15 protein-coding genes and 1 pseudogene are annotated in these 15,559 nt (G+C 34.7%); 13 read left to right on the top strand and 3 right to left on the bottom strand.

The features are described from left to right. The first annotated feature begins 2 nt into the window (after positions 1–2). The 4 genes from KFZ56_RS16305 (at position 3) to KFZ56_RS16290 (ending at position 4,257) form a co-directional block, all read left to right on the top strand. Positions 3–923, top strand: a complete 921-nt coding sequence (locus KFZ56_RS16305; protein WP_222643087.1) for an ABC transporter permease — start codon at positions 3–5, stop codon at positions 921–923. 23 nt (positions 924–946) lie between these two features. Next, positions 947–1,939 (top strand): ABC transporter ATP-binding protein, encoded by a 993-nt coding sequence (locus KFZ56_RS16300; protein ID WP_222643085.1) that lies wholly within the window; start codon positions 947–949, stop codon positions 1,937–1,939. Continuing rightward, entirely contained in the window at positions 1,932–2,987 is a 1,056-nt protein-coding gene (locus KFZ56_RS16295; RefSeq protein WP_222643083.1) for an ABC transporter ATP-binding protein, read from the top strand. The genes KFZ56_RS16300 and KFZ56_RS16295 overlap by 8 nt, the downstream gene beginning before the upstream one ends. Before the next feature lie 145 nt (positions 2,988–3,132). Beyond that, entirely contained in the window at positions 3,133–4,257 is a 1,125-nt protein-coding gene (locus KFZ56_RS16290; RefSeq protein WP_222643081.1) for an FAD-dependent oxidoreductase, read from the top strand. Between the two features lie 490 nt (positions 4,258–4,747). Here KFZ56_RS16290 and KFZ56_RS16285 read toward each other — a convergent pair whose 3' ends face one another. Continuing rightward, positions 4,748–5,140, bottom strand: a complete 393-nt coding sequence (locus KFZ56_RS16285) for a helix-turn-helix domain-containing protein (RefSeq protein ID WP_222643079.1) — start codon at positions 5,138–5,140, stop codon at positions 4,748–4,750. A 286-nt stretch (positions 5,141–5,426) separates the two neighbouring features. On the opposite strand from KFZ56_RS16285, the gene KFZ56_RS16280 reads away from it, so the two are divergent. Continuing rightward, a complete protein-coding gene (locus tag KFZ56_RS16280; RefSeq protein ID WP_222643078.1) occupies positions 5,427–5,684 on the top strand; it encodes a hypothetical protein in 258 nt (85 codons plus the stop codon). A gap of 1,307 nt (positions 5,685–6,991) precedes the next feature. Further along, entirely contained in the window at positions 6,992–7,402 is a 411-nt protein-coding gene (locus tag KFZ56_RS16275) for a very short patch repair endonuclease (RefSeq protein WP_222643077.1), read from the top strand. 24 nt (positions 7,403–7,426) lie between these two features. Here the strand turns inward: KFZ56_RS16275 and KFZ56_RS16270 are convergent, their stop codons facing one another. Further along, positions 7,427–8,590 (bottom strand): type II restriction endonuclease, encoded by a 1,164-nt coding sequence (locus tag KFZ56_RS16270; RefSeq protein WP_222643076.1) that lies wholly within the window; start codon positions 8,588–8,590, stop codon positions 7,427–7,429. Next, positions 8,580–9,560 carry a DNA (cytosine-5-)-methyltransferase gene (gene dcm, locus KFZ56_RS16265; RefSeq protein ID WP_222643075.1) on the bottom strand — a complete coding sequence of 327 codons (981 nt, stop codon included), beginning with the start codon at positions 9,558–9,560 and terminating at the stop codon, positions 8,580–8,582. The genes KFZ56_RS16270 and dcm overlap by 11 nt, the downstream gene beginning before the upstream one ends. Positions 9,561–9,680: 120 nt before the next feature. Here dcm and KFZ56_RS16260 point away from each other — a divergent pair, with 120 nt between their 5' ends. The 7 genes and pseudogenes from KFZ56_RS16260 (at position 9,681) to KFZ56_RS16235 (ending at position 15,554) form a co-directional block, all read left to right on the top strand. Next, on the top strand, positions 9,681–9,974 hold the full coding sequence (locus tag KFZ56_RS16260) for a hypothetical protein (RefSeq protein ID WP_222643074.1): 294 nt from the start codon (positions 9,681–9,683) through the stop codon (positions 9,972–9,974). Positions 9,975–10,062: 88 nt separating this feature from the next. Beyond that, positions 10,063–10,197: pseudogene (locus tag KFZ56_RS16255) on the top strand (transposase); the annotation flags it as partial. A gap of 1,015 nt (positions 10,198–11,212) precedes the next feature. Next, entirely contained in the window at positions 11,213–11,590 is a 378-nt protein-coding gene (locus tag KFZ56_RS19680; protein ID WP_255585184.1) for a M55 family metallopeptidase, read from the top strand. Continuing rightward, positions 11,551–12,060, top strand: a complete 510-nt coding sequence (locus tag KFZ56_RS19675; protein WP_309228356.1) for a M55 family metallopeptidase — start codon at positions 11,551–11,553, stop codon at positions 12,058–12,060. Before KFZ56_RS19680 ends, KFZ56_RS19675 begins: the two co-directional genes overlap by 40 nt. A 735-nt stretch (positions 12,061–12,795) precedes the next feature. After that, the gene (locus KFZ56_RS16245; protein ID WP_222643072.1) at positions 12,796–13,914 is read left to right on the top strand and encodes a CdaR family transcriptional regulator; all 1,119 of its coding nucleotides are present in this window, start codon (positions 12,796–12,798) and stop codon (positions 13,912–13,914) included. A 264-nt stretch (positions 13,915–14,178) separates the two neighbouring features. Next, on the top strand, positions 14,179–15,339 hold the full coding sequence (locus KFZ56_RS16240) for a glycerate kinase (RefSeq protein ID WP_222643070.1): 1,161 nt from the start codon (positions 14,179–14,181) through the stop codon (positions 15,337–15,339). Beyond that, the gene (locus KFZ56_RS16235) at positions 15,336–15,554 is read left to right on the top strand and encodes a hypothetical protein (protein WP_222643069.1); all 219 of its coding nucleotides are present in this window, start codon (positions 15,336–15,338) and stop codon (positions 15,552–15,554) included. The genes KFZ56_RS16240 and KFZ56_RS16235 overlap by 4 nt, the downstream gene beginning before the upstream one ends. Positions 15,555–15,559 lie beyond the last annotated feature (5 nt).

Genomic DNA, 15,559 nt, shown 5'->3' with positions numbered 1-15,559 from the left:
ATATGTTGTTCTCGATAGACAAACAAACTGAGATTAATGATGAACATCGTGAAAAAAAGTTAAAGTCTTATAACAGATGGTTTTATTATCTGTTTAAGAGCAAGACAGGAATAGTTGGAATAATAATAGTATTTTTTATTATATTCACTGCCTTACTTGCTCACGTTCTATCTCCATATGATCCAACACAAACTTATCCATCTGATGTATTAGTGCCACCTGTTTGGAGCGAGGGTGGAAGTATAGAACATATACTTGGGACAGATAACCTAGGTAGGGACTTATTAAGTAGAATTATCTATGGAACAAGAATATCTTTATTGGTAGGTGTTTTTTCAGTCTTTGTTGCTGGAATAATTGGGTTATTCATAGGATTGGTTGCAGGCTATTATGGAGGGTTAATAGACAAAATACTTATGCGTTTAGTAGATGCATTTTTGTCTATACCTAATATATTGTTCATTATTGTGATATTAACCATATTTACTCCTGGTATATTTACGCTAATATTTGTTATAGGTGCTACTACCTGGGTGCAATATGCACGTATTATACGCGGTGAGGTGTTAAGTATAAGGGAAAAGGAATATGTAAAAGCAGCTAAATCTATAGGAGTTAAGAATAACTTGATATTAATGAAACATGTACTACCGAATGTATTTTCTACTTTTATTGTCTTAGCTACTTTAAACGTTGCAACTACTATTATATTGGAAGCTTCATTAAGTTTTTTAGGAATTGGTATTCAGCCACCTGATATATCCTGGGGAATGATGTTAAATAGTGGTAGAGATTATCTTGCTACGGGATGGTGGATTGCCACTTTTCCAGGGCTAGCAATTACAATAACAGTATTAGGGATTATTTTTTTGGGAGATTGGTTACGAGATGTGCTTGATCCTAGATATTTTAGCAAGCGATAATAAAAAGAAGGGGACGAATTAGCATGAGTAATATTCTATTAGATGTAAAAGGTTTAAAAACTTATTTTTCCTCTAAAAAAGGTGAAATCCCCTCTGTAGATAATGTTAGTTTTAGTGTTAACAAAGGGGAAACTGTTGCTTTGGTTGGGGAGTCAGGTTCTGGCAAAAGTGTCACTTCTTTATCTATAATGGGTCTTGTTGAATCCCCTGGCAAAGTCAAAAATGGGGAAATAATATTTGAAGATAAAGATTTGTTAAAGACTTCCGAGAAAGCATTTTTAAACATTAGAGGTAATGAAATGTCAATGATATTTCAAGAGCCATTAACCTCGTTAAATCCTGTTTTTACCATTGGACATCAGATAAATGAGTCCATTCTAGCTCATCAGAATTTGAGTAAGAAGGAAGCTAAAGAAAAAACCATACATGCATTAGAGAAAGTTGGGATACCAAATCCAAGACAAGCATTTAACATGTATCCTCATTTCCTAAGTGGTGGTATGAGGCAAAGGGTTATGATAGCAATGGCGTTGTCTTGTAACCCTAAATTGTTAATTGCAGATGAACCTACAACAGCTTTAGATGTAACAATACAAGCTCAAATACTAAGATTGATGAAAGATTTAATAAGGGAAAATAATACTGCAATACTTATGATCACACATGACATTGGAGTTGTAGCGACAATAGCAGATCGTGTTTTAGTTATGTACGCAGGAAAGATTGTAGAAGAAGGAGATGTATATTCAGTATTTAATAGTCCAAAACACCCTTATACAAAAGGTCTTTTAAACAGTACTCCTAATATTAATAAGATCACGGATAAATTAGAGTCGATAAAAGGAGCTGTTCCACCACCTGACAAATTACCAAAAGGATGTTCTTTTCATCCTAGATGTGAATTTGCAACAAGTGAATGTAAAACTAGTGAACCCCCTATGTTTCATTTTGACAGAACAAATTCGGTGAAATGTTGGCTATATAAGGAAATGGAGGAGGTAACATTGCATGAATAAAATTGACAATGAAGAAAGAAGTATACTTGAAATTAAAGGATTGAAAAAACATTTTCATTTAACCAAAAGCTGGTTTAGTTCAGACAAGCAGTATTTACATGCAGTGGATGGAATAGACTTATCAGTTAATGAAGGGGAAACTTTAGGTATTGTTGGTGAATCGGGGTGTGGCAAATCAACCCTAGGGAATCTCATTATGCAATTACTAGAACCTACAGAGGGAAAGGTGATTTATAATGGTACTGATTTAACTAGCTTAAAAGAAAAGGAAATACGGGGTACAAGGAAAAATATACAAATGATCTTCCAAGACCCGGTGTCTTCATTAAATCCTGGAATGAAGGTTTTTGATATTATTGCTGAACCTTTAATTACTCATGAAGCAATGTCTAAAAAAGAATTAAAAAACAAAATATATAATGTATTAACTGAGGTGGGTTTAGATAAATCACACGCGCAAAGGTATCCCCATGAATTTAGTGGAGGTCAAAAACAAAGAATTTGCATTGCAAGGGCAGTTGTATTAGAGCCAAAAGTAATAGTCTGTGACGAACCTGTCTCTTCATTAGATGTATCTATTCAGGCGCAAATACTAAACCTCCTGTCAAATTTACAAAAGGAATATAATCTAACCTATGTCTTTATAGCTCATGGAATACCAGCAGTAAAACATATAAGTGATCGTATAGCTGTAATGTATTTAGGTAAAGTTGTTGAACTTACTACAAAACAAAAGATTAATACAGAACCAAGACATCCTTACACTGATGGGTTAATAAATGCTGTGCCAATACCTGACCCTTTACAAAGGGATAAAGAAGGATTAAATATACTGGAAGGCGATAATCCAAATCCTATTAACATATCTGGTGGATGTAGGTTTCAAAAGAGATGTCCTTATGCTCAAGAAAAATGTAAATTAGAGGAACCAGTCCTTCAAGAAGTTGGTGAAAATCATCAAGTGGCATGTCATTTTCCTTTACCTATTAAATCTGTTTTCGGTGAAGAAATGAATGAGGATGAACAAGCAAAAAGTGTTCAAAATTAATTAGCAGAAAACGTTCAATTACACTTGACGTTCACAACCAAACGTATAAAGGAGTATATAAGGTTTTGTATATTTATACAGTTCTTTGGAGTGTCTTGTTCTAAATTTTATTATTTGAAAATTAATAAATAAGAGGAGAAATAGTATGGATGCTGATGTGGCTGTTATTGGATTAGGGACAATGGGAAGTATGACAATATGGCAGCTTGCCAGTCAAGGTGTATCGGTGTTAGGCTTTGAACAATTTGGGATTGGACATGATCGTTCCGCATATGGCGGTGGGTCTAGGCGTTTTAGAATTGCATCTCCTTTTGTGGAAGAAACTCCTTTCATAAAGGCGTCGTATAGTAAGTTCCGAGAGCTAGAACAGAAGACGAATCAGAAATTATTGTCAAACAGTGGATCTTTGGATATAGGAGATATGAATTCCGACCGTATGAAAAACGTAATGTACAGTATTGAAAAATATAATTTAGCACATGAAGTATTAGAGGGCAAACAGGCTATGAAAAGTTACCCACAACATCATTTATTACAGGGAGAAGCCATGATAAAGGATGAACAAGGTGGTATTCTTCGTCCAGAACAAACAGTAATTTCTGCCGTCAATCATGCTCAATCATTGGGGGCAAGAATTTATTCTTATACCCCGGTCAATGAACTTCTAGCAGATTCTCAAGGCGTTACAATTCATGCCGAAGAACATACTTATAGAGTGGGTAAGGTTGTTATTACAACTGGACCGTGGGCTAATAAATTGGTTCCAAGTTTGAATGATGTATTCTCTGTATATCGTTTAATGATGACATGGTTCATGCCAGAAAAACCAGAAGAATTTGCAGAAAGTAAGTTTCCCAATTTTTCACGATCGAGTGAAGGGTTCCATATACAAGGCACTCCAGCCATGGATGGAAGAATGGTAAGAGTAAGTGATAACTCAAAAAAAGTAGAAATTAAAGATGCTGACTTATTTGATAAAAATGTCGCAGTAAAGGATGTTTTGGGAGTAAGGGAGTCTGTTAAAAAGCTACTTCCAAACCTAAATCCCGACCCAATAAGAATTAATCCATTTATGGAAGGTTTTACAACTGATGGACTTCCAATTGTAGGGGTACCAAAAGTCAATAGGAACATTGTTTTGGTATGTGGATTTTCAGGCCAAGGATTTTCACAATCACCAGCAATGGGAGAAATTGCAAAGGATCTTGTCATAAATAATAAGACACATTATGAAATTGATCACCTTTCTCCTAATAGATTTGGTCTGTAGAATATGTGTCTCATAAGTTCTTAAATGAACTTAGATAATAAAACTAATGCTACTTACTATATCATTTATGTAACAAGAAAAGCTTATGAAACGATCAAAGATACTCGGTTTTTCCCCTTTCCGTTTTTCTTCGTCTTGTCTCTGCTTTGACATCAGCAATTTTGGAATGGAATCAAGAGCTGAGGGCAAACGAAGGGCAAAGCCTTTCCCCTTAAGTCTGAGCTGGTTTAAAAGTGTAATTGCTTTAGGGGTTAATTCGTCAGAGGATTATGATATGGCAATCGTTTCAAAAGGCTTTTTGATCGGATCTCCATGTGTAAATATAGAAAGATAATCATTGCAACCGACAATTACATCTGGCAGGTAATAGCATAACAGCCGATGGAGAATTTACGAAAAAATAAGGGGCAAAAGAGGGGGCGGGGGCGGTGAATCTGCTCCTTATTCTATTTCAGGTAGGGGAATTGGAGCATTGGATCCCTTGCGTTTTTTATTCCCGTACTCTTTGCTCCACCGTCCATTCAAGGTTTTTAAGCAGATTCATCAAGTCTTCTTTTGTTAATATCAAGGGGATTTCTTTTTTCATAAGGATGGAAGCATCTATCTTATGTATGTTAAAGGCATTGATCCAGTTGTTGAAGGCTTTCTGCTTTTCCTGCTCTTCCTTACTTTGTTGAAATTCCTTGCCATAAGCGAGATAATCCAGTGAAACATGATGTAATTCTGCCAGCTTCATCATGGTTTCGAAGGTAGGGATTCTCTCTCCTCTTTCCCATTTTCCATAGGTGTCTTCCGAAAATCCAAACTTCCTACTTATTTCCCTCATCGTTAAATCCTTTTTCTCCCGGAGGTTTTCTAACCGCTTTGGATAACCTTCCATCATGCATCACGCTCTCTTTCGCGTAAAATATCATGATTTCATTAGGAAAATAGAAAACCGGACAAAATGGGAGGTTTTATTTCACTGAAAAATAAATAACAGACAAATTGGGCGGTTTAGCCAAATGTTACCAATTTTAAATTAAACTAAAAATAGTTCTTTATTACTAGGTAAATAGAGGGAGGTTAAGAGAATTGTATAATCAGAACAAGCATATATGATGGGTAAGGGTAAATACATATTGAATGCCTAATCAGCGGAGCTTTTTAGACTAGGAGGAGTATGGTTAATGACTAATGAAAAAATGACATTTGAAGAAATTTACAAACAAAATGAGCGCAGAGTTTATTACCAGATCCACAAAATGAACATCATAGATCCTCAACAAGAATTCTACCCCCATGGATTAGTTGCCATGTGGAATCCCTACGAGAAATACCAGCCTGATAATGGCCTGCTTGCAACCTATTTTAATTACACCATTCAGAGCCATATAATTAATCAATACCTAAAGCAAACGAGAGAAAAAGAATCAACCTATTCGTAGGAACAGGAAAGAGATAGAAATGATGGCAATTACCTGTAAAATGGTACTACTGTCTATTCATTCATAAAGCTTGAAGATCCTCACGATTTTTATCGCATTTTTTGAAAGGGCTTTCACAAGGCGCTGACCGGGAATCAGCGAAAATGAGTGAAGTACTTCGTGACCAAGAAAATGTCGGTAGAAGGAGATTGCGGAACAAGAGGGTGTGTCGGTTAAAACGGTGAAGAGTTGGAGTATGTTTGGTTATAGAGCAGGGGTTGATTTGTGTTTCTTTTGTGAAACAAGTAATAGAAAATTTTAATTTGCCGGTAAATAATTATTTATGTATAAGAAAATTTAGTAAATATTCGCGGAGAATGATAAACTGGGATCTATGAAGAAATATTGAAGTATTATCCATTTTTTATAGAGAGTGTTGAGGAGTAATCTTAGAGAAATAAAATGTGGGAGATAGCTTGATTTAGAAAAATAAAAGCTCGTTAAAAATCTGCCGATGATATTATGTATTCGTCAGATTTTTGTCTTTCTCGTTCTTTTGCTTTCTTGCGTGCTAAAAGCATATACATGCTTATCTGATGTATCAAGTGAAGTTTATAGCCAATTAGCTCACTTAATTTATATATGGAATAAAGTGGCACACTATCAAGTTATTTAGTGAGGAAGGAATGCTTGAATTGGAAAGTGTGCATAAATTAAATGCTAATACCTACATTATTAGTTTGCCATAAACAAAGTAAGTTATTAATGAAGTATATTTCTGTTACAAAAACATTCTTCCGTAAGAAAGGGGCGATGCTGAAAATATAAATGCTAAAATTTATTAAACGCAAAGAACTAAATCATTTGCGTTTTTTCCATATCTGTTTCATTTCCCTTCATTTTAGTATTATTTGTAGTTGTTATTTTTCTTTTTAATGTTTTCTCCATAAATGGTGCTATTGTTTACAAAAAAAGTAGGACATTTCAGAAAAAAGTTGATAATTATTATTTACAGAAGACATTTTATTGACCCTAAGATATATCAAATTGTAAAACATCAATATTATAAAAATTATTGTCACAGGGCTCATGACGTTACCTTGATTCAAAGATACTACTGAAGGTTGGTTCCAATTGGAATGCCCATTTTAGTTGGAGATCCAAGTATAACCTTTCGAACATCCAAACATATAGCAGATATAACAGTCACAGACTTTAACTTTTTGGTATCATTTTTTAGAACTTTAATTTTCTATAATCCAGCACTGTATAATGTTTTATCGTTGATTTACAATTTAAAAGGGAAGTATTAATTTAGAGGTGAGAATATGACCGATAACTTAACGAAGGAACAAAGAAGGAAGAATATGAAGGCAATTAAGTCTGTTTCTAAACTAGAGTCGATTGTCAGCAGGGAACTATGGAATAAAGGGTATCGTTTCCGCAGGAACATAAAAGATTTAAAGGGGAAACCTGATATCTCAATAAAGAAATATAAAACAGTTATCTTTATTGACTCTTGCTTTTTTCACCAATGCCCTCTGCATGGAAATTTACCAAGTACAAACAGAGAATTTTGGGAGAGAAAACTAAATAGTAACGTTCAGCGGGATAGGGAAGTGAATGACTACTACAATGAAAAGGGTTGGAACCTCATGCGAATATGGGAGCATGAAGTAAAGGAAGACTTGAATAAAGTAATTTATAATATTTCAGAGTTTATTGAAAAGTCAAAATAAAAAACCCGCGGGGGGCGGGGAAGTTTATATATATTTTTCTCTCGCAAAATCTATAAATTGGCTGACTGCCCATAATTTACTTTGATATGATTTTGGATATTGCTTATGGTAGGGTTTTGGAACAACTAGTTGTAAATTTGCATTTTCCATTTCTTCTAGTTGGTTTTCAGATATCCCTTGTTGAAGTGTTAATAAATACTTATGTGTTACTCTTTCGCCTTCGTTTAGTACCTGTCTCCATCTATCTTTACATGTTGTTTTGGCACCGAGTAAGATTAAGTTATTCTCTTCAAAGTCAGGGTTCTGATAATCATCAGTTGAAGGAAGTAAGAAGTCCGGCTTCTTACTTCCCTCTGTTCGTCCCGGATTATCGAAGGGTAATCCAATATCAGTAAAAATATAATTAACATGATGTTCTAGGCTTCGACCTGCACGGCTTTTTCTTCTGTTTAAGGCACTACTAGCAAAGTCAAGAAGCGGTTGTAATTCTCCAAACGGTTTAACGAGTTTATCTTTATATACTTCTAGTTCTATTAATCTAAAAACTGTATATTCCGTGTCTACCCAATTAATTAGGTCTTTATCAGGTTGTATTTTCTTTTTGTTGTGGTAATCCATGAATACCCTTCTGGATATTTCGGCCATCACCGAAGTCTGAGGGAAGTCTTGATATCCTGCTACTAATTCATGTACTTTGTCTTCAAATGTTTCTTCAACAACAATCTCGTCATCTTCATGGTAGACATTGAAATTATCCGCCAATGATAAATTAAATGTTTGTGTGAACTCTTCAATTTCATCTTCAGTGTTGAAAATATGAATTTTGTAATCTTCCTCTGACAGTGGTATAAAAATAATCAATGCGCCAACTGTTTCGTTACGATCATATGGAGCATTTGACCAGAAACGGGTGATTCTAAATTCTTTCTTAGAGGTATAATATACAATTCTACTATCAAATTCTTTCCAATCGTCTATATGTATCTTTACATGCCTATCTTCAATACCTGTTTGTGGAATTGGAATATCATTAAAAAAGATATCCCATGATTTTATGCTAAGGTAGACACCATCTTGATGTGAACCGTTCACCCCTGAATCATTAGGAGATAAAAACTTACAAAAAAAGCGACCACTTTGTCTGGCCGCCTCAATTGCACTTGTTAGATTTTCCAAGTTATTTTGCATGCTCGGCTTGCCCCTCCTCGTTTTCAATTGTATCATCCCGTTCGATGGCATATACTATATTTTGGGCTATTCTTTCTACAACGGGGACAGCAACACTATTACCAAATTGTTTATAGGCAGCCGTGTCGCTTACTTCAATCTTAAACGTTTTAGGAAATCCTTGCAATCGAGCACATTCTTTAGGAGTTAATCGTCTAGGATTTTTATTTTTACCTTGTGATATTAAAATCTCACTTCCATCTTTATGGTACCGAGCCGATAATGTTCTGCTATGAGAATTTAAATCAGCAATTCCATATCCAAAACCATTTCCTTTTTTGCTATGTTTCTCTTTATAGGTTTGTAAGTAATTCCATAATTTATCCGACAATGTGTATTTTTCATCAACACTCTCTTCCAAGATAGTTTTTAATGGTGGTCCTTCCTCTGGAATCTCTGGAAAATCGAATTTCAATGGCTTTTTAAAACCTACAATATAAATACGTTCTCTATTTTGTGGAACTAATCCTTTAGCATTAAGTACTTTATCATATATAGTATAGCCTAGTTCTTTTTCCAGCACCTTTTTGATCACCTTAAATGTTTTACCTTTGTCATGACTTCTAAGGTTTTTTACGTTTTCGAGTAAAAATGCCTGTGGTTCTTTTTCTTTAATTATTCTTGCAATATCAAAAAATAATGTTCCTTGCGTTTCATCAAGGAATCCGTGTTTCATTCCTAAACTCTTCTTCTTACTTACTCCTGCTAAAGAGAACGGCTGGCAGGGAAAACCAGCCAATAATATTTCGTGATCAGGAATATCGTTTGCATTAACTTGTCTTATATCTCCAACTGGTTTTTCTTTAAAGTTTGCAAAATACGTTTCCTGCGCTTTCATGTCCCACTCTGATGAAAAAACGCAGTCACCATATGGTTCAAATGCTAGTCTGATTCCACCTATTCCAGCGAATAAATCTATAAATCTGTACATGTTTCTCACTCCCGATTGTCTTCATATGATAATTATAGCAAAAAATATCAACAATGAGTCGGATTTGTGTTAAAATATCTAGTTTCCGATATAATGACATACAAAGGACGTGTATTTACAATGGTCGACGTAGCAATATATTATCAGTTAAATAAAAATGAAAAACAAGAAAAAGCTATTGAAAATATAAATAAGTTGATAAAACAATTGGAGACCCACCATGTCAAAATTAAAGAAATATTTATTGATAAATATAAAAGCAGAGATCAGCTAGAGGAACTAACCAATCTTCCATTAAGTGAGCTGGATTGCATTTATATAAACAAGATAATTGATGATGAATTTGATAGCAGCCTTATAAGAGAATTGTCAAAGAGTGAACAATTTGAAGTAAGGATTTTTAATGAATTTTAATGTAGTGAATCTACGGATTTTGGCGGAGGGCAGTATAACTCTAAAGTATAAACCAAAAAGATTTTATGAATCAATTAGATGAACTTAAAAAATGATTGAACATATGCTGGCTTCATCATACTCAGCAGAGACGGTAAGCAATATTATGGAAGCAATGGTAGAGAATATAGAGGAATGGCAAGAGCGCTCGTTAAACAAGCGATACTCCGTGTTTTATTTGGATAGATAAAACTAGACACTTTTTGCCAAAAAGTAACATAATTATAGTATGATGGATGTATTAAAACAATGAGATGAAGTAACGATTACTCTGCAACTTGTTTCATAAAAAAGGATAGGAAAATACTGTATTATTCATATGGTTAATGCTTTTACCTCAAGTGGAGAGGAAATTTTTTCTGACTGCAACTCTTTAGCTGCCATAATTCGGCTGTGCTTCAACAGTCTTACTCACTCTTATAATCGAAAAAAGTTAAGATAATGAGGCTATTTTAGAGATAGAGAATGCTTACTTTAAGGGACCTTTAATCTTTCAATTATACGATTCGCTACCCCATGATTGATCTAATGTGTAAAAATAACAGAGAGCAGGAAAATGGGGCAGTTGATTGATATTTTTTCGTGAAATAAGTATTAAAAATTACATGTATAAGTCCAGTAGATATTAGAGGGAAAAGATAAATTATTATAACCGTTATAAAGGAGCTGACGATCATTCATGAATCTTATTAGATGCCCGGTATGCCACTCTTATTTTCGCAAAAAGGATCGGGTCGTTTTGGATATCGCTAACACGATTACACATTCTCGATGTGTTGACAGGGATAATTGCTTGCCAATTAAGGATTCCGGGACCTATGGGGAAATATTGAAGTATTATCCATTTTTTACGGAACTTGTGGAGGATTAATTTAGAAAACGGAGTTTTGTAAGATAGACTGTTTTATGGAAATAGAAATACGTTAAATCTGCCGATGATATTATGTATCCGGCAGATTTTTGTCTTTCTTATGTGGCATAACCCTACAGTCGATTAATTATTAAGTAGTAATCGGGGGTATTTAAAAGGGAAGGGAATTATAAATTTATTCCATTTATCTATTTTCATTTCGTTCTCGCAACTGAGCTTTATGAGCAACCCATTCAAAATGATTGCTTAGCTCTATAATGTCATCATGATTCAATACTGACCACTTGTCGAGTTGTAAGAGATATGGTTGGTCGAGGAGAAGAACAACATGAAAGTATTTATTTCAGCAGATATGGAAGGGATTTCTTGTGTAGCAACTAACGTTCAATTAACCAAAGAGAGTGAATATCAACGGTTTCGTAAGTTAATGACAGGAGATGTAAATGCGGCAATTGATGGTGCATTTAAAGGTGGAGCAACCGAGGTGATCGTAGCGGATGGTCATGCGAATATGTCCAATATCTATATAGAGTATTTAGATAAGCGTGCGCGCCTGACATCTGGAAGTAATCGAGTGATGTGTCAACTAGAAGGGCTCGATGACTCCTTTGATGCGATAATGTTTGTAGGTCACCATGGACGGCAAATGGGTCAGAACGTACCGGTATCAACCATTCGTTATCCAGCACGTCACTATCAGAAATAAAAATAAACGATACTATAGTAGGTGAGACAGAAATGAATACAAGAGTTGCTGGTCATTTTGGTGTACCAGCAGTGTTTATCTCTGGAGATGATGCTTACTGTAAAGAAGTGCAGGAAACACTTCCAGATGTTGAAGCAGCTGTTGTGAAGCATGGGATTGACCGTTTGGCAGCAGAGATCTTGCCACCTGAGATAAGTCAGAAGATTATTCGTGAAAAAGCTGAAGCTGCTATTAAGAAGGCTAAACAAATTGAGCCATTTAAGCTTGATGGATCTGTTACATTTGAACTTGATTTTAAACTTACAAGCCAAGCTTTAATGACCACTACAATTCCATTAGTTCAATTAATAAGTCCAACAACGATCAAATTCACTACTAATAATATTGTAGAGGCTTACAAGCTGATGTGGGCATGTGTGATTATTGGTATGTCAGCGACAGATGGTATCTTTGCACATGTGAATCGTTAAAAAAGAAGGATGGACGAGGATTTTTTCGAGTCATTTACAGAGAAGGGGTACTTCGAATTTCGGAGTATCTTTTTGTGCGACAGGCAGTCGCCCTGTTTCACTCGGTTAGCGTGGAACGTAACTTTATTATGTGGTATTGTACACGTTACGAAGTAAAACGGTATGTAGAAACGCAGAACAGAGACGCCCTGAAGGTAAAAAAACCTTACCTGGTGATGCTCATACAACCCAAGAAGCCTAATCTATGTCATTGTCGTGAGGCGTGTCTGAAGGAGATGCGGAAAATCGAAAGATCCGCAGGTGAAAAAATACTAATGGGAAACTGTGAAATAAGCGGCGAGGCAGATTGGCGACCGTACGAAAAAACTGGGAAGCCTTCTAATAGAACTTTAGTCAAAGAAATGAGCCGATAAAGAGGGATCTGTCACTTGAAGGTGTTGAGTATGTACATGTAGGGCGGTTTGGTTTTTAATATTTTTAAGAAGAATAGTTGATAATCAGTAACTTAGTCAAAGGGTAAATTCTGAGGCTGTTCTAAAAGGTGAAAATGATGACCTTTTGGAGCAGCTTCTATCGTTAGTTTATTCTGTATCCATCATATTTGATTCATGTATAATAAAATTGTGAATGAGTTATGGACAGTTCAATTGGAGCATGACTTCAGTTGAAAATATAATTTTAAGGGCTTTATAATGCAAAAGAAAGTCAATATTCCTCTAAGGGAGAATAAAATCTATGGATATTTCAACAAAGTTAGCGCAAACAATAGTTTCAGATATGAAGGAAATTATAAATCAGGATATCAATTATATAAACACGGATGGAATAATAATTGCCAGTACCAATATTAATCGTGTAGGAGCCTTTCACGGTGGTGGGAAAAAGGTTAGGGATACGAAGGATAATCTGATAATTCGATATGATGGAGAGTATGCAGGAGCCCGCAAAGGCATCAATTTACCATTATACTTTGAAAATAGGATCGTAGGAGTTATTGGGATTACTGGAGAGAAGCATGAAGTAGAAAAATACGGCCAAATTATTAAAAGAATGACCGAACTACTGATTAATGATGCTTATATAACAAATTTACGAAATAAGGAAAAAGAAAATCAGCGTATGATTATAGAGGAACTTTTATTTAATGATGAAGATAAGAATGACAGTAGTTTCTTGAGTCGAATAAAAGTTTTTAATATAAAGCAGAAGGTTCCTAGAGTAGTCGTTATTTCGGAAATCTTAGGTGAAAGTAATCATGTATTTCAAGAAAAAGATAAGATTTTGAATCTATTTGATTATAAAATGATGAATCGTGCTGAGGATTTGATGATGCAAAACAAGAATAATATTATTATGATTTTGCAAAAGATTTCATGGGAAAGCATGGAATCTACATTGAGAGATATTCATCATGTTGTACAAACAGAATATGGATTAAACATTAAATTTGGGATAGGAACCGTTGAAGAAGAACTCCAAAAGGTAAAAGGATCATATAAAAAAGCACGTGTTGCTTTAAATTGGGCTTTAGCAACGGAAGAAAAAAATATAAACTTTTATAATGATATGGATATAGAACTGATAGTAGAAAACGTTGCCCAAAATGTCGGAACTGAATTTTGCAAAAAGATAGTAGGCAATCTAGAAGACAAAGATATTAAAGAGTATAGTGAAATTATTTTTCTTTTCACAAAATTTGATGGATCTATCAAACTAATTTCTGATTCACTGTTCATTCATAAAAATACTTTACAATATAGGTTAAATCGGTTGTTTCATAAAACAGGATATGATATGAGAAAATACCAGGATTTTGTTGTTTTAAAAATAGCATTTTTGTTGATGACAAAATAAACGGAGATTAAAAATTGGTCTATTTGTTATATATAACAAATAGACCAATTTTTAATTCTGCTTTTTTAGCTCGTAATACATAGAAAATGAAGTGTATAGAATTTATAATAAGATACATCAAAAATAAAGCGCTTACTTTCATGGGTAATTATCTAGTTGAATTTTTATTAGATATAATCGGCTAGTGTTAGTTGAGTTTCAGTCTAGTAATGTTGTTAAATATTAAGAAAAGTGTTTCCTTATATTTGGAATGGATGTGATGAATTGAATATTATTATTGCTGCTGATTCTTTTAAAGGTAGTGCAACTTCTTTTGAAGTAGCAGAATTTATTGAAAAAGGAATAAAGAGGGTAGAGCCATCGGCTATTATAACAAAACTTCCACTTGCTGATGGAGGTGAGGGAACAGTTGATGCATTAGTCACCGCATTAAATGGCAAATATTTAACAAAACAAGTTACAAACCCCTTAGGTGAAAAGGTTACAGCAGAATTTGGGGTAATGGAAAGCGATATTGCAGTAATAGCTATGGCAGAGGCATCAGGACTTACACTAATAAAAAATGAAGATAAAAATCCTTTTAAAACGACAACCTATGGGACTGGAGAGTTAATTAAAGCAGCTTTAGATTATGGCGTGAAAGAAATCTTTGTTGGAATTGGTGGTAGTGCTACAAACGATGCCGGGGTTGGCATGGCTCAAGCCTTGGGCGTCTCCTTTAAAGATAGAAATCATAAAGAAATCGGTTTCGGAGCTGAGGCGCTAGAGAGCATAGAGTACATTGATGCTTCAAATATAGACAGAAGAATAAAGGATACGAAAATTACTGTATTCTCTGATGTGACAAATCCTCTGTGTGGAAAAAACGGAGCTTCATATGTATACGGTCCACAAAAGGGCGCTTCAGATGAGGATGTGGAAAAATTAGATCAACTGTTAAGTAGATACGGTAAAATATTAGAGGAACAATTGAACATTGACATTATAGATAATGAAGGTGCAGGAGCTGCTGGGGGGCTGGGAGCAGGATTAATAGCTTTTTGTGAAGCAGAAATATATTCAGGGATAGATAAAGTGTTAAAAATGATTAAGTTAGAGAAATATATGAAAAGTGCAGATTTAGTAATAACGGGTGAAGGAAAAATGGATTTTCAATCCGTACAGGGAAAGGCTCCGCTTGGGGTTGCGAAAATCGCTAAACAATACAAAATCCCTGTTGTTGCTGTAGTTGGAAGTGAAGGAGCTAATATTATCGATGTGTATAATCATGGGATTGATCTTGTGATAGACATTATCAATAAACCAATGAGCCTGAACGAGGCCATGGAAGATGTTAATGAACTTATTGAAAATGCAGGAGAAAAAGTGATCAGGGCATTTACATTAAATAATAAACAATTCAAAATTGAGGAGGAACTGGTATGAGTATGAAGGTGAAAGTGCTTTTTATTCTTTTTAACGTTATTTATTTTACGTTTGACTGGATTTTATTACCTTACGTACCTAATCCGGTATTGTTTGGGTGGATCCCTTTGCAATTGATCTTATTATTTGCGACACCACTAGTAGCGGCCTTTGTTTGGGGGATTTATTTCAATTATTTTTTCAAAACTCAGAGACATGTGAAGTACGATGAGTAAGGAGG

Origin of the sequence: Virgibacillus sp. NKC19-3 (assembly GCF_019837165.1) — a bacterium.
Taxonomy (GTDB): domain Bacteria; phylum Bacillota; class Bacilli; order Bacillales; family Amphibacillaceae; genus Virgibacillus_L; species Virgibacillus_L saliphilus.
Note: the sequence above shows the minus strand (reverse complement) of the source record. Positions and strands in the feature narration are given on the sequence as shown.